Below are 17454 nucleotides of genomic sequence, written 5' to 3'. Positions count from 1 at the left end.
AGGACCGGAGCTCAGGCCGCGGCCTTGGCCACGTCCACCACGCTCGCGCCCGCGGCGGCCCGCTGGACCGCCTCGACTCCCTTGTGGGCGGCGTCCTTGCTCGCGTACCCCTGGCCGGTGGCGACGATCTCGCCGTTGCCCGCCTTGAGCCGGAACCGGAACTTGCCGCCGGAGTCCTCGTACACCTCGAACTTGCCCGCCATCCGGGCCACCTCCTCGTCGAGGGGGCGCGCCACGCGCCCCCTCCTGCACGGTGCGCCCCGGCCGGGGCGCACCGCACCCGGTCGGGGTCCGGACGGGTGACGCCGCCGCACCGGCGCGCCGGTGCGGCGGGAGGCCGCTTGAATGGACGGATGGACTGCGTCTTCTGTGCGGTGGTGGCCGGCACCGAGCCCGCGCACCGGGTGCTGGACGACGGGTCGGCGGTGGCCTTCCTGGACCGCCGCCCGCTCTTCCCCGGTCACGTGCTGGTCGTCCCGCGCGCCCACCACCCCACCCTGGCTGACCTCCCGCCGGCCGAGGTCGGCCCGTTCTTCCTGCGGGTGCAGCGGGTGGCGGCGGCGGTCGAGCTCGGGATGGGAGCGGCGGGCAGCTTCGTCGCCGCGAACAACCGGATCAGCCAGTCGGTGCCGCACCTCCACGTCCACGTGGTGCCGCGCAACCCGAAGGACGGGCTGCGCGGCTTCTTCTGGCCGCGCGGGAAGTACCCCGACGAGGCGGGCGCGGCGGAGGTCGCCGGGCGGCTGCGCGCCGCGCTCGCCCCGGTCGCCCCGGTCACCCCGGTCGCCTCGCCGGAGGGGCCGGCGGGCGGTCCGACCGGCGGGCCGGCCGGCCCCTAGCTCTGGCCGACCCGGACGTTGTCGAGCACCCAGTACCAGTTGTTGCTGCCGGTGTACCGGAACCGCAGCCGCAGGCGGCTCGCGCCCGCCGGGACGGCCAGGTTCAGGGTCTGCCGGCCGTTGGTCTCCGCGGTGTAGCTCTTCACCTGGACCGGCGCGCCGCCGTCCCAGACGGCGAGCACCTGGGCGGTCTGGGCGCCCTCCTGCTGGTAGTAGGTGGTGAAGGAGACCGGCACGGTGGCCAGTCCGGCGACCGGGTACTCGGGGCTGACCAGGGTGGAGTCGTAGCTGCCCTTGAAGGTCTTGTCGGCCCACTCGTCGGAGTCCGCGACGGCGAACACGTTGCGGGCGCGGACGTTGAGCTCGCGGGACTGGTCGCGCTGGGCCTTGGTCCAGAACTCGTCGGTGGTGAACGACCAGCCGCGCCACTCGGTGACACCGCCGGTGCCCATCGCGGAGTTGTCGACCGACCAGCCGCTCGGCGGGGTGTGGGTGAAACCGAGGACCCCGGCCGGGATGCCGGTCTCGTCGACCCGGCCGGTCAGCTGCGGGCGCAGCGCGTCGAAGGCGTCCGGGACGAGGCTCGGGACCGGGCTGCCGTCGAGGCCCCAGGCCGGGTCGACGGCGATGCCGAGGTGGGCGAGGGCGGTGGGGGCGATGTCCACCATGCGCACGTCGTACCGGACCGAACCGGCCGGGAAGGCCGAGCCGTTGGCGATCACGAAGGTCTGCCGCTCCTCCCAGGTGGAGCCGCCGTGGCCGCCGGTGGGGGTGTGCCCGTGGTCGGCGGTCACCATGACCAGCCAGTCCTCCTGCGCGTACCCGGTCCGGCCGCGGACGGCGGCGAGGATCTGGCCGACCTGGGCGTCCACGCCGCGGATCGCCTCCAGGTAGGCCTGGCTGGCGGAGCCACTGCTGTGGCCGGCGTGGTCGACGTTGTCGAGCTGCACGAAGACCGCGTCCGGGTCGGTGTCGCGGAGCCTGGCGACGGCGCGGGAGGTGGTGCCGGCGTCGTACTCGGCGGACGGCGTGGCCACCCGGGTGTCGACCCGCCCGGAGTAGATGATGTCGGCGATCGGCGCCCAGGAGGCGACCACGTAGGTGTTGAGCGCGGGCCTGGCGGTCTCGGCCCGGGTGAGGAAGTCGGGGTAGGCGGCGAAGGCGGGGGCGGTGAAGTTGTTGTCGCGGACGTTGTGCTTGTCCGGCCAGACGCCGGTGGCGACGGTCGACCAGCCCGGGCCCGAGCTGGTGCCGGCCATCGGGTTGGCGTAGAGGCTGCCGGCGGCGGTGAGTCCGCCGGCCATCAGCGCGTTGAGGTTGGCGGCGCCCGAGTCCTTGATGCGGTTGAGCATGGTGCCGTCGAGGCCGATGACCAGCACCTTGGGGGTGCGGCCGGCCACGGCGGCGGCGGCACGGGCGGCGCCGGCGGTCAGCGGGGCGGCGGCGAGTACGGCGGCGGCGGAGCCGAGGAGCAGGCCGCGGCGGGAGAGGCCGGAGGCGGCCGGGGCGGCGGGGATGGCGGCGGGCGTGGCGGGGGTGTGCGGGGTCACGTCGTCCTCCTGATGCTGCGTCATGGCGGGGAAGGGGGCGGTGACCACGGTCGGATCGGCGGATGGACGGCGGTGGCCCGGCTTCCGACCCGGGCATGAACAGCGCTCGAAATTCGGTCCAGACCCGTTATCTCGACGTGATCAACAAGGGGTTGGGGCAAGGTCGGGGACAGGACCGGGGCGGGGCCGGGCCCCGGGGTCGTCAGCCGGCTTCGAGACGCGTGGTGAAGCTGAAGCGGTCACCCCGGTAGAGCGAGCGCACCCGCTCGACGGGGGCACCGGCCGGATCCCTGGTCAGCCGGTGCAGCAGCAGCATCGGCAGCGCCGGCGGCGTACCGATCAGCAGTGCCTCGCGCGGCGAGGCCAGCACCGTCTCGATCCGCTCGTCGGCCGCACCGAAGGTGATGCCCGCCTTCTCGGCCAGGAACGCGTAGAGCGAGGATCCCGGATCGAACTCCCGGTCCAGCGCCGGGACCCGCCGCACCGCCAGGTAGGTGCTCTCCAGCCCGACCCGCTCTCCGTCCGCGAGCAGTACCCGCTCCAGGTGCCAGACCGGCTCGCCCGGCGCGATCCGCAGCTGTCCGGCCAACTGGGTCCCGGCATCGAGCCGTTCCAGCCCGATCAGGGTGCGGCCGGGGACCCGGCCCTGGCGGCGGACCCCCTCGGTGTAGCTGGCCAGCGAGAGCGGCTGCTCCAGCTTGGGGCCGGCCACCACCGTGCTGCGCCCGCGCCGGCGGACCCGGCCCTGGATCAACAGGTCGCGCAGGGCCTGGCGGAGCGTCTCGCGGGCCACCTCGAAGCGGGCGGCCAGCTCGCGCTCGGTCGGCAGCACGCCACCCTCGCCGAGCTCGTCGAGCAGTTCCTCCAGCCGGCCCTTGACGGCGTAGTACTTGGGCACCCGGCCGTGCTCCGGGATACCCGACCTGATCGGTGCACCGGGGCCGGACAGGGCGGCGGGGTCGGGGGTCTCGTCCACCCCGCCATCCTCCCAGACCACCGGGCGGGGCCTGCGCAGGTGCACGGCCGGGGCGGGGCCGGTGGGGCGGGCGGGGCCCGTGGGACGGGCCGGATCCGCGCGTCGGCCGGAGAGGGAGGGCGAGTTTCGGCCGGGGCGCGACCGGGGTGCGACCGGGGTGCGGCGACGGGCAGGTCGGGGCAGGGGGCGGGCACCGTGCGAACGGTGACGGACCGGGGGCCGCAGCCGCCGAATCCGGGCCCCGCCACGCCGTGCGCTCTTGACAGGTTTAGACCATTCCGCTTGAGTCTGGGCCAGCCCCGCACCGGCCCGCACCCCGGTCGGCCCGTCCCCCACGACGAGCCCCCACACCGCGGGGCCCCCTCCCTGCCCCGACCTTCCCGCCTCCACGACCGTGCGGCCCCCACCGCACAAGGGGTGATCAAGTGTCAACGAAACGTCTCCTCGCACTGCTGTCCGCCGTCGTCACGGCCCTGGCAGTCGTCCTGCTGCTGCCCGCCGCCAACGCGAGCGCCGCCGTCTGTGCCACGCCCTGGAGCTCGTCGGCCGTCTACACCGGCGGCACGAGCGCCTCGCACAACGGCCACAACTGGTCCGCGAAGTGGTGGACCCAGGGCGAGGCCCCGAGCACCGCCGGCTCCGGCGTCTGGGCCGACCAGGGCACCTGCGGCACCGGCCCGACCCAGACCCCCACCACGACGCCCACCGCCACTCCCACGGTGACGCCCACCGCGACGCCGACTCCCGGGAACTGCGCCTACCCGGACTGGGTCGCCGGACGCACCTACACCACCGGCACGATCGTCCGGTACGTCAACGGCAGCTTCTACCGGGCCACCCACGACAACCCGGGCTACGACCCGGTGATCAGCACCTGGTACTGGGAGCCGTACAGCTGCGGCCCGACGCCGACGCCGACCACCACCGTGACCCCCAACCCGGGCGGATTCCCGGTCAGCCAGGCGCAGTTCAACCAGATGTTCCCTAACCGGAACACCTTCTACACCTACCAGGGCCTGCTCGACGCCCTCTCCGCCTACCCCGCCTTCGCGGGCACCGGCACGGACACCGTGCGCAAGCAGGAGGCCGCGGCCTTCCTCGCCAACGTCAACCACGAGACCGGCGGCCTGGTCTACGTGGTCGAGCAGAACACCGCCAACTACCCGCACTACTGCGACGCCGCACAGTCGTACGGCTGCCCGGCCGGTCAGGCCGCGTACTACGGGCGCGGCCCGATCCAGCTGAGCTGGAACTTCAACTACAAGGCGGCCGGCGACGCCCTCGGCATCGACCTGCTGCGCAACCCCAACCTGGTGCAGACCGACCCGGCCGTGGCCTGGAAGACCGCGCTCTGGTACTGGAACACCCAGAACGGGCCCGGCACCATGACCCCGCACAACGCCATCGTCAACGGGTACGGCTTCGGCGAGACCATCCGCAGCATCAACGGCAGCCTGGAGTGCAACGGCGGCAACCCCGCGCAGGTGCAGAGCCGGATCAACGCCTACCAGCGCTTCACCCAGCTGCTCGGCACCGTTCCGGGCAACAACCTGAGCTGCTGACCGGCACGACGGCCGCCCACCGCCGCCCGCCCCCACGCATGCGGGCGGCGGTGGGCGCGTACCTCCGGCGGACGAACGGCGGGGGCCCGAAATCGTCGCCACGGTGGACGTCGTGACCGGCCGGGGGATCCTAGGCTCGGGGTCATGAACGACCTTGGCAGCCTCGTCCAGCAGACCGCCGACCGCCTCGCCGGCCAGCACGTCGGCGCGGTGGTCGCCGGCCTGGCCGGCGGCACGGTGGAGATCCGCGGCGCCGGCCGCACCGGCCCCGGCAGCGCCGGCGGTGCCCCCGGCCCGGACACCCTGTTCGAAATAGGCTCGGTGACCAAGGTGTTCACCGCGCTCGCGCTCGCGCGACTGGCGCTCGCCGGCACCGTCGCCCTCGACGAGCCGCTCGCCGACGTCCTGGCCGACGCGCTCCCGGCGGGCGTCACCGTCCCGGCCAAGGGCGGCACCCCGCTCACCCTCCAGCACCTCGCGACCCACTCCGCCGGGCTGCCCCGCCTCCCCGCCGGGATGCTGCTGCCGGCCCTGCTCACCCCCAACAAGCCCGACCCGTACGCGCACTGCACCGCCGAGTACCTGCTCGCCGGACTCGCCCGTACCCGACTGCGGGCCGCCCCCGGCCGAAGCTTCCGCTACTCCAACCTCGGAGCCGGACTGCTCGGCCTCGCGCTCACCCACCGGACCGGCCTCGGCTACCAGGAGCTGGTGACGCGGGAGATCTGCGCCCCGCTCGGCCTGGCCGACACGACGGTGACGCCGGACGCCGAGCGCGCCGCCAGGCTGGCCCCCGGACACACCTCCGGCGGTCGCCCCGTCCCCGGCTGGGACCTCGCCGACCTGGTCGGCGCCGGCGGCCTCCACTCGACCGTCGCCGACCTCGCGATACTCGTGCGGGCCCAGCTGGCGAACGGCACGGACGGTGACGACTCGCCACTGGCGCCCGCGATCGCGCTCAGCCGGGAGGTCCGCCACCGGGTCAACCCGTTCGCCTGGATGCACCTCGGGTGGCTCGGCCACCGCCTGCACGCCCGCCAGGGCGGCCACCTGCAGATCTGGCACAACGGTGGGACGGGCGGCTACCGGTCGTTCGTGGCCTTCGACCCGGAGAAGCAGGTGGGCGTGATCGCCGTGGTCAACACCCGCCGTTCCGTCGACCCGGCGGGCGTCGCGCTGTTGCGCACGCTCCAGAACACCCACGCCTCGGGCGGGACGGCGTAGGAGCGCAGCGACGCCCACCGCGGCGGGCGGCCGGGCAGGCCCGGCACGGCCCGGCCCGGCGGCAGGGATACCGGACGCGGCGACCCTCAGGTACGTTTGGTTTTCCAACTTGCTCTCGTTCCCGGGCGACCCCTCCCCCGCGCCGCCCCGGAGGAAGGCGGACGCCATGCGTGACGCCGTGATCGTCGAAGCCGTCCGCACCCCCATCGGCAGGGGCAAGCCCGGCGGGGCCCTGTCGGCCGTCCACCCGGTGGACCTGCTCGCGCAGACCCTCCGCGCCCTCGTCGACCGCAGCGGCGTCGAACCGGCCCTGGTCGACGACGTGATCGGCGGCTGCGTCGACCAGGTCGGCGAGCAGGCCATGAACACCACCCGCTACGCCTGGCTCTCCGCCGGCCTGCCCGAGACCGTCCCCGCCACCACCGTCGACCGCCAGTGCGGCTCGTCCCAGCAGGCCGTCCACTTCGCCGCCCAGGGCGTCCTCGCGGGCGCGTACGACCTGGTCGTGGCGTGCGGCATCGAGTCCATGAGCCGGGTCCCGATGTGGTCCAACGTGCCACCGGGCGCCGACCCGTTCGGCGCCGCGATCGCCGCCCGCTACCCCGGCGGGCTCGTCCCCCAGGGCGTCAGCGCCGAACTCGTCGCCGCCCGCTGGGCCCTCTCCCGCGAGGAGATGGACGCGTTCGCCGCCGGCTCCCACGCCAAGGCCGCCCGGGCCCACGCCGACGGGCTGTTCGACGCCGAACTCGTCCCGGTGACCACGCCCGGCGGGACCGTCACCACCGACGAGTCCGTCCGGCCCGGCACCACGCCCGAGATCCTCGCCGGCCTCCGCCCCTCCTTCGCCGACCCCGGCTTCGCCGCCCGGTTCCCCTCGATCACCTGGTCGGTCACGGCGGGGAACAGCAGCCCGATCAACGACGGGGCCTCCGCCGTGCTGATCGCCGGCGGGGACACCGCCGCCCGGCTCGGGCTGCGCCCGCTCGCCCGCCTGCACTCCTTCGCGGTGACCGGCTCCGACCCCCTGCTGATGCTCACCGGCGTCCTGCCCGCCACCGAGAAGGTCCTGCGGCGCGCCGGTCTCACGCTCCCGGACATCGACCTGTTCGAGGTCAACGAGGCCTTCGCCGCCGTCCCGCTCGCCTGGCTCCGCGAGACCGGCGCCGACCCCGCCCGGCTCAACGTCGGCGGCGGGGCCATCGCCCTCGGCCACCCCCTCGGCGCGAGCGGCACCCGTCTGATGACCACCCTCGTCCACACCATGCGCCGACGCGGCAGCCGGTACGCCCTCCAGACCATGTGCGAGGCGGGCGGCCTCGCCAACGCCACCGTCCTGGAGTCGCTCGTCTGACCCTGCGGGTGTCGGCGCCCGTACCGGTGTCGCCCGCTCGGACGCCGGGCGTGACCGGCCGGTCGCCGCCGGGCGCCGCCGGGCGACCCGGGCGGCCCGGGCCCGCCGTGCACCGGACGTCGGACCCGCCGACTTCCTGTGCGGGCGGCCGGAGGGGCCGGAGGGGCCGGAGGGGCCGGGGGACCGGGGCGGGCCCACCGGTCGCGGGCGCCGCCCACCGGGGCCGGGGCGCGTGCCGCGCGGGCGGGGCAGGGCGCGTGGGAAGATGGCAGGGCTGGCGAAAACGATCTCCGGGCGGTTCTCTGGCCATGGTGACCGAGCATGGTGAACGAGCGGCGTGACCTCGGCGGGCCCGGGCGGGCTCGCCGTGACGAACCGGGCGGCGAACCCGGCGCGGGGCCGCACCAGGACGCCCTCCTCATGGTGCCGATCGCCACCGCGCTGATCGAGTCCGACGGCCGCATCCTGCACTGGAGCAACGACGCCGAGGCGCTGCTCGGCTACTCCCCGGAGGAGGCCATCGGCGCCCGGGCCGCGCAGCTGCTGGCCCCCGACGACCAGCGGCCCGAGGTGCTGGAGCTGTTCCAGGAGATCCTGGACGGGCGCGGCTGGTCCGGCGTGTTCCCGGTCCGGCACCGGGACGGCCACCACGTCAACCTGGAGTTCCGCACCCACCCGATCGCCGGGCCGGGCGGCAGCCCGCTGGTCCTGGCCGTGGCGTCGGACGTGACGACCCTGCGCCGGATCCAGGCGGACCTGGCCGTGCTGGACGGCTTCTTCACCCAGTCCCCGGTCGGCATGGGCGTCTTCGACAGCCGGCTGGCGTTCGTCCGGCTGAACGAGGCGCTGGCCCGGGTGAACGGGTTGCCGGTGGACCGGCACGTCGGCAGCCGGCTGACCGAGCTGCTGCCCGGCATCGACGGCGAGGAGAGCGAGGCGGTGATGCGCCGGGTGCTGGAGACCGGCGAACCCGTCCTGGACGCCCGGTCCCACGGCCGGACCCCTGGCGACCCGACGCACGAGCACGCCTGGTCGGCCTCGTACTTCCGACTGGAGGACCCGAGCGGCCGGGTGCTCGGGGTCAGTTCGACGGTCATCGACATCACCGAGCGGTTCCGTGCCGACGCCCGCGCCGCCCGGGCGCAGGAGCGGCTGGCCCTGCTGGTCGACGCCAGCGCCTCGATCGGCACCACCCTCGACCTGCGGCAGACCGCCCGCGAGCTGGCCGACGCCATGGTGCCCAGGGTCGCCGACATCAGCGGCGTCTTCGCGCTGGAGGCGCTGGCCGCCGGCCGGACCGTCGAACCGCTGGACCCGTCCGCCCCGCAGCAGGTCCGCCGGCTCGCCCTGGCCACCACCGACCCCCTCTACCCGGCGGAGGCCCTGCCGGTGGACGCCGTGTACGAGGTGGCGCCGGAATCCCCCTACGCGAGGGCGCTGGCCACCGGCCGGACGGTGGTGGTGCCCTCCTGGGAGCTTCCGCCACTGAGCAACGGGATCAGCGAGAGCCGCCGCCAGGCCTACCTGGGCGACCGGCCGCGGTCCGTGCGGATCACCCCGCTGGTGGCGCGCGGCACCACCCTCGGCATGATCGTGTACTCGCGGCGCGGGGAGCGGGAGTCCTTCGCCGAGGCGGACATCACGCTCGGTGACGAGCTGGCCTCCCGGGCGGCCGTCGCCATCGACAACGCCCGCCTCTACCTGCGCCAGCACCAGATCGTGCTGGCGCGGCAGCAGGCCCTGCGCGAGGCGAAGGCCGCACAGGAGCGGCTGGCGCTGGTGAACGTGGCCTCCACCCGGATCGGCACCACGCTCGATCTGGCCCAGACCGCACTGGAGTTGGCCGAGGTGGCGACGCCCCGGCTGGCCGACACGGTGGTGGTCGAGGTACTGGACGACCTGGTACGGGGCGAGCGCGAGGCCCGGCCGTCGACGGACGGCTCCGCGGTGCTGCGGCGGATGGCGTTCCACTCGGCGCACGGCTCGACGCTCGAACCGATCGACCGGACCGGCGGCGTGCAGCGGTTCCTGCCCGGCTCCCCCTACGCCTGGGCCCTCACCCGTCGCAGGCCGGTGCTGGTGCCGAGGATGGACGAGGCCGGGATGGCCTGGTTCGCGAACGACCCGGTCCGCACGGCGGCCGTCCACGAACAGAACGTCCGCTCGTTCATGGTGGTGCCGCTGATCGCCCGGGGCTCACCGGTCGGTGTCGCCGCCTTCTACCGGACGGTGATGGACCATCCGTACGAGGACGACGACCTGGCGCTGGCCGGGGAGCTGTCCGTCCGCGCGGCCGTCGCGATCGACAACGCCCTGCTGTTCACCCGGGAACGGGACGCGGCGGCGGCCCGCCAGCGCGCCCTGGACGAGGCGTGGGCCGCGCAGCAGCGGCTGTCCCTCCTCAACGAGGCCTCCACCAGGATCGGCACCACGCTCGATCTGGACCGCACCTCCGAGGAGTTGGTGGAGGTGGTGATCCCCCGCTTCGCCGACTTCGTCACCGTCGACCTGCGCGACGCGGTGCTCGGCGGCGAGGACCCGTCCCCCGTCCCGGCCGACGGCTCGGTGCTCATGCGGGCCGTGGCCGTCGGCGAGGCCGCCGCCGACGGCACCATGTCCCGGGCGGCCGACCAGGTCGGCACGACCTCGCAGTCCGCCCAGGTGTACGCGGAGAGCCTGCGCACCGGCCGCTCGATCCTCGTCTCGGAGGTGGACGAGGCGGCGCTGCGCCGGATCGTGGCCTCGGAGGACCGGGTGCAGCCGGGGCTCGACGCCGGCGTGCACTCCTACCTGATGGTGCCGCTGCTGGCGCGCGGACTGGTGCTCGGCGGCGTGGAGTTCATCCGCACCCGCAACCCGCTGCCGTTCGGCGCGGCGGACCGCTCGCTGGCCGAGGAGCTGGCCGCCCGCACCGCGCTGGCCATCGACAACGGCCGGCTCTACCGCCGGGAGCGGGAGACCGCGCTCACCCTGCAACGGAGCCTGCTGCCGCAGGAGATCCACCGCACCCTGGGGCTGGAGATCGCCTACCGGTACCTGCCCAGCAGCGTGGTCAGCGAGGTCGGCGGCGACTGGTTCGACGTCGTCCCGCTCTCCTCCGGCCGGGTCGCCCTGGTGGTCGGCGACGTCATGGGCCACGGCATCCGGGCCGCCGCGACCATGGGTCAGCTCCGCACGGTGGCCCGCACCCTGATCACCCTGGAGCTGTCGCCGGACCGGGTCATGCACCGGCTGGACGAGGCCACCACGGCGATCGGCGAGGGCCAGTTCGCCACCTGCGTCTGCGTGGTGTACGACCCGGTCGGCCGGCACTGCACCGCCTCCTGCGCGGGCCACCTGCCGCCGGTGGTGGGAGACGGCCGGGGCGGCGCCCGGCTCGTCGAGCTGCCGCCCGGGGCTCCGCTCGGGGTGGGCGGAGTCCCCTTCGAGAGCGTCGAGTTCACCCTCCCCGAGGACGGCCTGCTGGCCCTCTACACGGACGGATTGGTGGAGCGGCGCGGCCGTGACCTCGACGAGGGCCTCGACCTGCTCTGCCGCACCATCGCCGCCGGCACCCACCGCTCGCCGGAGCAGACCTGCGACGCGGTGCTGGCCGAACTCACCGGCCGCACCAGCGAGGACGACATCGCCGTCATCATCGCGCAGGCCAGGCCGGTCGGCTCCGACCGGATCGCCACGCTCCCGCTCGGCGACGACCACGCGATGGTCGCCCACTCGCGCCGCTTCACCCGTGAGACGCTCGGCGACTGGGGGCTGGGCGCGCTCGCCGACTGGGCCGAACTACTCACCAGCGAGCTGATCACCAACGCCCTGGTGCACGCCGGATCCCCCACCCAGCTGAGGCTGTTGTGCAACCGGACGCTCACCGTCGAGGTCGCCGACCAGGACGCCGAGTCGCCCCGGATGCGCCGCGCGCGGGAGGAGGACGAGGGCGGGCGCGGTATCCACCTGGTCAACGAGCTCGCCCACCGCTGGGGCAGCCGGAAGACACCGGACGGGAAGGTGGTCTGGTTCGAACTGGAGCTTCCGCCGGGCCTGGTGGAGCGGTAGCACGGCCGGGGACCGGCCCGGCACGGCCCGGCCCGGCTGCGCGGGATTCCGGGGGCGCCGCCGGTCAGTCCGGGAGCAGCAGGTTGACGTCGCCGAACTCGTGCCACAGGTACCGCTGCCGGACCGCCTCCCGGTAGCAGCGCGCCAGCAGCGGCAGGCCCGCGACGGCGGCGAGCAGGTGCAGGTGCGAGGCGCGCGGCTCGTGCCAGCCGGTGAGCAGGCCGTCCACCGCCCGCACGCCGCGCTCGGGGGTGACGACCAGCTCCGTCCAGCCCTCGGCCTCCCGGACCGCTCCGTCCGGCCCGGCCGCCGACTCCAGGGCGCGAACGGCCGTGGTGCCCACCGCGATCACCCGCCCGCCGCCGGCCCGGACGTGGTCGACCAACCGGGCGGTGGCGGCCGGTACCCGGAACCACTCCGCGTACGGCGGCTCGTGCGCCTCCGGGGAGGCGACCCCGGTGTGCAGCGTGATCGGTGCCAGCAGCACGCCCCGACCGGTCAGCCGGGCCACCACCTCGGCGCTGAACGGCCGCGCCGCACTGGGCATCTCACTGCTTCCCGGGACGGTCGCGAACACCGTCTGGTAGGCCTCGATCGGCCAGTCGCGGTCGACGTAGCCGTAGCGGACGGCCCGGCCGTGCTGCGCGAGGTACCCGGTCAGCGGACCCGGGAGGACGAGCCGGGCGTGCCAGAGCCGGGGCGTGAACGGTGCGGTCAGCTCGGCCGAGCCGCCCGCCGGCAGCGACACCCGCAGCCCGGGTCGGGCGGGCGACTGCGCCGGCGGGAAGTGGGCGGGCGCCCGCCCCGGGACGACGCGGCGCAGTTCGACCAGGTGCGCGCCGTGCCGGTCCGGCCGGCTGGAGGACAGGTGCAGGGCGACCGGGCCCCCGTCGGGCAGCCGGCCCGGCAGCGCGGCGGGCAGGGTGGCCGAGTTGTTGACCACCAGGAGGTCGCCGGGGCGGAGCACCTCGGGCAGCTCGGTGAAGCGGTGGTGCGCGACGGTGTCGGTGCCCCGGGCGTTCCGGCGGCCGACCAGCATCCGGACGCCGTCCCGGGTCGTGCCGCGGGCCTCCGCGGGTGCGCGGGCGGAGAGTTCGGGCGGGACGGTGACGTCGAGGGCGGGCTCGGCGACCGCGGTCACCGGTCCCCCCGGCGGGCGGACGACGCGGCCAGGGGCACGGCACCGACGGGGGCCTCGGCGAAGGCGTGGCCGGGGGCTTCGGCTGCGGGGGTGGGGCCGGCGGGGGTGGGGCCGGCGAGGTCCGGGCCGGCCGTCACGGCTCCGGCGGGGCCGACCCGGTCGGCGAGCAGCTCGGAGGCGCGGTACCGGCCGGAGGCGGCCCGGTCGCGGACGAGGGTGAGCAGTGCGGGCGCCACCTCCTCGGGCAGCGGCTCCCCGGAGATGTCCTCGCCCGGGCTCGCCTCCTGGAGCATCCTGGTGCGCATGCTGCCCGGATCCACCGCCCAGACCCGCAACTCGGGCTCCTCGACGGCCAGTACGGCCGAGGCGAGGTCCAGCGCCGCCTTGCTCGCGCCGTAGCCGCCCCACCCCTCGTACGCCACCGCGGCCGCGTCCGAGCTGATGTTGAGGACGTCACCGGTGTGGGCGCGCAGCTGCGGCAGGACGAGCTGGGTCAACGCGATCGGGGCGAGGACGTTGACCTCGAACGTCTCCAGCAGCTCGGGCAGCGGGAAGTCCGCCAGACGGGGCAGGGGTTCGCAGCTGCCGTCGGCACCGGCCGCGTCGGCGCCGTTGAGGGTCCCGGCGTTGTTCACCAGGAGCCGTGCCCCGCCGAGGGCCGCCGCGGCCGAGGCGAGACGGGCCCGGTGGTCGTCGTCGACGATCGAACCGGCGAGTGCCACCACCGTGGTGAGCTCCGCCAGCTCGGCCTCCGCGGTGGCGAGTTCGGCCCCGCCCCGGGAGGTGATCACGAGCTGCCAGCCGTCGGCGGCGAGGGCCCGGGCGAGCGCCCGGCCGAGACCGCGCGAGGCGCCGGTGACCAGGGCGACGGGGCGGTTGCTGATCTGTTCTGCGTTCATGGCACCACGATCACCCCGGACCGGTCCGATCCGGATCGGCCGCCGGACCCGCCCCCACCTCGGCCCTTCGTCCTCCGCCCTCCGGCCTAGGACAGTCGGCCCGCCTGCGGTGGGGCGGACGGCGGCGGGCCCGGGGCGGGTCGGACCTCCGGGTCGGCCGGCCCGGCCCACCCGGCCGGGTCGGCCCACGCGGACAACGTCCGGCGGCTCTCGAAACGGCGCGGGCGCCCGCTCAGCGGATCGGTGAACTCGACCACCGAGGAGAGCAGTTGAAGTGGGCGGCGAAAGTCGTCCGGGGCCGGCTCGGGCAGCACCACGGGGTACACCGGGTCGCCGAGGATCGGCACGCCCAGGCCGCTCATGTGCAGGCGCAGCTGGTGCGTCCGCCCGGTCGACGGCAGCAGCCGGTAGCGGGCCAGCGCGCCGCGCCGCTCGGCCAGGTCGATCCGGCTCTCGCTGTTCGGCGGCGCGTCCACGTCGCGGGCCGCGATCTCGCCGCGCTCCTTGAGGATGTGGCTGCGCACCGTCCGGGGCAGCTCCAGGTCCGGGTCGTACGGCGCGACCGCCTGGTACTCCTTGTGGACCAGGCGGTCCCGGAACAGCGTCTGGTAGGCGCCCCGGTCCTCCGGGCGGACCACGAACATCGCCAGCCCGGCCGTCAGCCGGTCCAGCCGGTGCGCCGGGCTGAGGGCCGGCAGGGCGAGTGCGTGGCGCAGCCGGGAGAGCGCCGTCTCCACGACGTGCCGGCCGCGGGGGGTGGTGGCCAGGAAGTGCGGCTTGTCGACCACCACGAGGTGCTCGTCGTGGTGCAGCACGTCCAGCGCGAACGGGACCGGCACCTCCGCCGGCAGCTCCCGGTAGAACCACAGGTGCGCCCCGGGCCGGAACGGCTCGTCCGGCGCGATCGGCAGCCCGTCCTCACCGACGATCCCGTGCTCGTCCAGCAGGGCGCCGACCCGCTCGACCGCCGCGGCGGGCAGCCGCTCGGCCAGGTACGCGCGCACCGTCGGCCACGGGCCGCCGACGACCGGCAGCCGCAGGTGCACCGGGTCCACTCCTAGGCGTTGCGGGAGGGGGGCGGCCGGCGGCGTGCTCTTGCGTCTCATCTCGCCGGCCAGCCTATCCGGCCCGCCGGACCGGACCGGCCGGGCGGACCGGGCGGGCGGACCGGGCGGAGCAGGCCGGCCCGCCGGGATGCCGTCCGCGGCGGCCCCGGTGGAGAGTGGAGGGTGGAAGAGGGTGGAAGCGCGCAGGCGCCCCTCCCGGTGCCTCCGTCGACCTCCTGGGAGGCGAGTGCGTGACCGTGACCGCCGACGGCCCGCGGGACGGGGCACGGCCGCCGCGCCTGCCGCGGCGGACCCGGCTGCTGCTCTACTGCGCCTTCCTGCTGCTGGTCGCGGCCGTGGTCGCCGATCTCCTCACCGGCCCGGGGACGACCCTCTCCCCCGTCCTCGCGGTGGCACCCGTGCTGGTCGGGGCGACCACCCGCCGTGCCCGGGTGCCGTTGGCCACCGGGGTGGCCGCGGCCGTCGCGGCCGGGCTGCTGGAGCGGGGCAACACCGCCGTGTCGGGTTCCGTCCACCTCACCGCGCTGGTCACCATCCTCGCGGCGACCCTCGCGAGCACCGCCAACGTCGTGCTGATCTCCTCCCGGGAACGCGAGCTGCTCCAGGTCCGGACGGTCTCCGAGGCGGCGCAGCGGGCGCTGCTGCGCCCTCCCCCGGAACGGATCGGCCCGCTGCGGATCGCCGTCCGGTACGTCGCGGCGGCGGCCGAGGCGCGGATCGGCGGCGACCTCTACGAGGTGGCCGACACGCCGTTCGGCATCCGGGTGCTGCTCGGGGACGTCCAGGGGCACGGGCTGTCGGCCGTCGAGACGGCGGCCGACGTCCTCGGGGCCTTCCGGGCGGCGGCCCGCACCGAGCCCGACCTCGCCCGGCTCGCCGGGCGGCTGGACGCCGCGCTGGTCGCCCGGCCGGACAACGAGCGGTTCGCCACCGCCGTGCTGCTCGGCGTCGGCGGACCGGGGGGCTCCGCCCTCCTGGTCAACTGCGGCCATCCGCACGCCCTGCTGCGCCGCGCGGGCCGGGTGACCGAACTCGTGCCCTCCCGGCACGCGCCGCCGCTCGGCCTGCTCGATCTCCTCGGCGGCGGCCGCTACCGGGCCGATCCGTTCGAGCCGCTCGCCGGGGACCTCCTGCTCCTGCACACCGACGGGTTCTCCGAGGCCCGCGACCCGGCGGGCCGCTTCTACCCGATCACCGACCGTCTCGCCGCCCTGCACGCCACCGCGCCCGACGCCCTCCTCGACGACCTCCTCGACGATCTGGCGGCGTGGGTCTCCCCGACCGGCCTGGACGACGACGCGGCCGTGCTGGCCCTCCGCTGGGAGTACTGAGCGGCCGCGGGGCCTCCGGGCCGGCCGCCCGCACGGCGCCGCGGCGCGCTTGTCGGTGGGGCGTGCAAGGGTGGGCCTGCGGTCGGCGACGGGCCCGGCCGCGGGGTTCGGTCGAGGGACGGTGCCATGGGGAGCAGGACGAGCGGGGCGTTCGAGCTGACGGCGTTCGAGCCGGAGGAGACGGACGAGCAGCCGGGGTCGACGGTCGGCCGGGTGCGGATCACCAAGGACTTCACGGGCGGGCTGACGGGGACGAGCCTGGTGCGGATGTTCTCGGTGATGGACGGCGAGGGCGGGCCGGCCGCGTACGTGGCGGTGGAGCGGTTCACGGGCACGCTGGACGGGCGGCAGGGGTCGTTCGTGCTGCAGCACTCCGCGCCGGGGAGCCAGGGCGAGCGCCTCGCGATCCGGGTGGTGGCGGGGACCGGCTCGGGCGGGCTGACGGGGATCACCGGCACGTTCGAGCTGAACGTCGACGAGCAGGGCGCCCACACCTACGTCCTGGAGTACGAGCTGGGCTGAGTGGCGGAGGGGGACGGAGGAGCGGCCGGGGGCTCCGCGCGGCATCGGCCGGGCCCGGGCAGGCGGCTGTCACGATGATGCGATCAGTGCACGATCGACATCGGAGGGTGACGGATGGCCGGCACGCACACGCGGGTGGCGATCGGGGTCGACGGCGTGATCCGGCGGCTGCGGGCGATCGGGCGCGGGCTGCCGCCCGGTGACGGCGTCGCGGTGTTCAACCGGATGTACCTGACCGTGACGGAGACGGTCCGGGCCCGACTCGGGGAGTTCGCGGACCCCGGCGCCGTGGCCGAGCTGGACGTCGTGTTCGCCGGGCGCTACCTGCTGGCCGTGGACGCCGTGGCGGCCGGGCGCCGGCCGCCGGCCAGCTGGCAGCCGCTGTTCGAGCGGCGGGCGTGCCCGGAGGTGCACCCGGTCCAGTTCGCGCTGGCCGGGATGAACGCGCACATCCAGCACGACCTGCCGCTCGCCGTGATCGACACCTGCCGGCGGCTGGGCCGCGAGCCCCGGCAGCTCGCGGCCGACTACCACCGGATCAGCGCTCTGCTGGCCGGGGTGGAGGCGGCGGTCCGGGAGCAGCTGATGCCGGGGCCGGACCTGCTGGAACGGATCGAGCCGCTGACCCACCGGATCGGCGCGTGGTCGGTCGACGCCGCCCGGGACGCGGCCTGGTCGTCGGTCCGGGTGCTCTGGGAGCTGCGCGGGCTGCCGGGCGCCGCCGTGGCGTTCACCGCGACGCTGGACCGCGCGGTGGGGCTGCTCGGCCGGGCGCTGCTCGCCCCGACGGGCCTGCACCCGGCCACGGCGGAGGCCCGCCCGCACCCCGCCACGGCGCCGGGGGCGGGGGGGGGGGGGGGGGGGGGGCCCCCCCCCGGGGGGGGGGGGGGCGGGGGGGGGGGGGGGCCCCCCCGGGGGGGGGGGGGGGGCCCCCGGGGGCTC

The 17454-nt window shown here is 75.7% G+C and carries 14 protein-coding genes; 8 read left to right on the top strand and 6 right to left on the bottom strand.

Translation table 11 applies throughout. The annotated features are described in order from the left end of the window. Positions 1-11: 11 nt before the first annotated feature. Complete coding sequence (locus ABZY91_RS28975) at positions 12-236, bottom strand: DUF1508 domain-containing protein (RefSeq protein WP_329884183.1); 225 nt, start codon at positions 234-236, stop codon at positions 12-14. 117 nt (positions 237-353) lie between these two features. On the opposite strand from ABZY91_RS28975, the gene ABZY91_RS28970 reads away from it, so the two are divergent. Next, positions 354-839 carry an HIT family protein gene (locus tag ABZY91_RS28970; protein ID WP_355405848.1) on the top strand — a complete coding sequence of 162 codons (486 nt, stop codon included), beginning with the start codon at positions 354-356 and terminating at the stop codon, positions 837-839. On the opposite strand, the gene ABZY91_RS28965 is transcribed toward ABZY91_RS28970, so the two are convergent. Both ABZY91_RS28965 and ABZY91_RS28960 read right to left on the bottom strand, forming a co-directional pair. Continuing rightward, the gene (locus tag ABZY91_RS28965) at positions 836-2413 is read right to left on the bottom strand and encodes an alkaline phosphatase family protein (RefSeq protein ID WP_355405847.1); all 1578 of its coding nucleotides are present in this window, start codon (positions 2411-2413) and stop codon (positions 836-838) included. The two genes, ABZY91_RS28970 and ABZY91_RS28965, sit on opposite strands and share 4 nt — an antisense overlap. Before the next feature lie 178 nt (positions 2414-2591). Continuing rightward, on the bottom strand, positions 2592-3365 hold the full coding sequence (locus ABZY91_RS28960; protein WP_329952576.1) for a GntR family transcriptional regulator: 774 nt from the start codon (positions 3363-3365) through the stop codon (positions 2592-2594). 425 nt (positions 3366-3790) lie between these two features. On the opposite strand from ABZY91_RS28960, the gene ABZY91_RS28955 reads away from it, so the two are divergent. The 4 genes from ABZY91_RS28955 (at position 3791) to ABZY91_RS28940 (ending at position 11552) form a co-directional block, all read left to right on the top strand. Beyond that, positions 3791-4927, top strand: a complete 1137-nt coding sequence (locus ABZY91_RS28955; RefSeq protein ID WP_329884176.1) for a glycoside hydrolase family 19 protein — start codon at positions 3791-3793, stop codon at positions 4925-4927. Positions 4928-5071: 144 nt separating this feature from the next. After that, positions 5072-6151, top strand: a complete 1080-nt coding sequence (locus ABZY91_RS28950; protein WP_355405846.1) for a serine hydrolase domain-containing protein — start codon at positions 5072-5074, stop codon at positions 6149-6151. A 166-nt stretch (positions 6152-6317) separates the two neighbouring features. Next, entirely contained in the window at positions 6318-7502 is a 1185-nt protein-coding gene (locus ABZY91_RS28945; RefSeq protein WP_355405845.1) for a thiolase family protein, read from the top strand. 321 nt (positions 7503-7823) lie between these two features. Continuing rightward, positions 7824-11552, top strand: a complete 3729-nt coding sequence (locus ABZY91_RS28940) for a SpoIIE family protein phosphatase (protein WP_355405844.1) — start codon at positions 7824-7826, stop codon at positions 11550-11552. 64 nt (positions 11553-11616) lie between these two features. Here ABZY91_RS28940 and ABZY91_RS28935 read toward each other — a convergent pair whose 3' ends face one another. The 3 genes from ABZY91_RS28935 to ABZY91_RS28925 all read right to left on the bottom strand — a co-directional run bounded on the left by ABZY91_RS28935 (position 11617) and on the right by ABZY91_RS28925 (position 14698). Then, a complete protein-coding gene (locus tag ABZY91_RS28935; RefSeq protein WP_355405843.1) occupies positions 11617-12693 on the bottom strand; it encodes an S-adenosylmethionine:tRNA ribosyltransferase-isomerase in 1077 nt (358 codons plus the stop codon). Further along, positions 12690-13592, bottom strand: a complete 903-nt coding sequence (locus tag ABZY91_RS28930; protein ID WP_355405842.1) for an SDR family NAD(P)-dependent oxidoreductase — start codon at positions 13590-13592, stop codon at positions 12690-12692. Before ABZY91_RS28930 ends, ABZY91_RS28935 begins: the two co-directional genes overlap by 4 nt. Positions 13593-13678: 86 nt before the next feature. Beyond that, the gene (locus tag ABZY91_RS28925; protein ID WP_355405841.1) at positions 13679-14698 is read right to left on the bottom strand and encodes a pseudouridine synthase; all 1020 of its coding nucleotides are present in this window, start codon (positions 14696-14698) and stop codon (positions 13679-13681) included. Positions 14699-14889: 191 nt separating this feature from the next. Between ABZY91_RS28925 and ABZY91_RS28920 the strand changes: the two genes are divergently transcribed. The 3 genes from ABZY91_RS28920 to ABZY91_RS28910 all read left to right on the top strand — a co-directional run. Then, positions 14890-15990 carry a PP2C family protein-serine/threonine phosphatase gene (locus ABZY91_RS28920; protein ID WP_355405840.1) on the top strand — a complete coding sequence of 367 codons (1101 nt, stop codon included), beginning with the start codon at positions 14890-14892 and terminating at the stop codon, positions 15988-15990. Positions 15991-16116: 126 nt separating this feature from the next. After that, positions 16117-16512, top strand: coding sequence for a DUF3224 domain-containing protein (locus tag ABZY91_RS28915; RefSeq protein ID WP_329884162.1), 396 nt, complete (start codon positions 16117-16119; stop codon positions 16510-16512). A gap of 114 nt (positions 16513-16626) precedes the next feature. Continuing rightward, positions 16627-17454: DUF5995 family protein (locus ABZY91_RS28910; RefSeq protein ID WP_355405839.1), on the top strand; the 828-nt coding region annotated here is incomplete at its 3' end.

The organism is Kitasatospora sp. NPDC002965 (assembly GCF_040611255.1).
Classification (GTDB): domain Bacteria; phylum Actinomycetota; class Actinomycetes; order Streptomycetales; family Streptomycetaceae; genus Kitasatospora.
Note: the sequence above shows the minus strand (reverse complement) of the source record. Positions and strands in the feature narration are given on the sequence as shown.

Bases quoted from the DNA above. Each gene is read 5' to 3' on its own strand.
- ABZY91_RS28940 (WP_355405844.1), top strand. From the start codon at position 7,824: ATGGTGAACGAGCGGCGTGACCTCGGCGGGCCCGGGCGGGCTCGCCGT.
- ABZY91_RS28950 (WP_355405846.1), top strand. From the start codon at position 5,072: ATGAACGACCTTGGCAGCCTCGTCCAGCAGACCGCCGACCGCCTCGCC.
- ABZY91_RS28925 (WP_355405841.1), bottom strand. From the start codon at position 14,698: ATGAGACGCAAGAGCACGCCGCCGGCCGCCCCCCTCCCGCAACGCCTA.
- ABZY91_RS28970 (WP_355405848.1), top strand. From the start codon at position 354: ATGGACTGCGTCTTCTGTGCGGTGGTGGCCGGCACCGAGCCCGCGCAC.
- ABZY91_RS28965 (WP_355405847.1), bottom strand. From the start codon at position 2,413: ATGACGCAGCATCAGGAGGACGACGTGACCCCGCACACCCCCGCCACG.
- ABZY91_RS28945 (WP_355405845.1), top strand. From the start codon at position 6,318: ATGCGTGACGCCGTGATCGTCGAAGCCGTCCGCACCCCCATCGGCAGG.
- ABZY91_RS28930 (WP_355405842.1), bottom strand. From the start codon at position 13,592: ATGAACGCAGAACAGATCAGCAACCGCCCCGTCGCCCTGGTCACCGGC.
- ABZY91_RS28915 (WP_329884162.1), top strand. From the start codon at position 16,117: ATGGGGAGCAGGACGAGCGGGGCGTTCGAGCTGACGGCGTTCGAGCCG.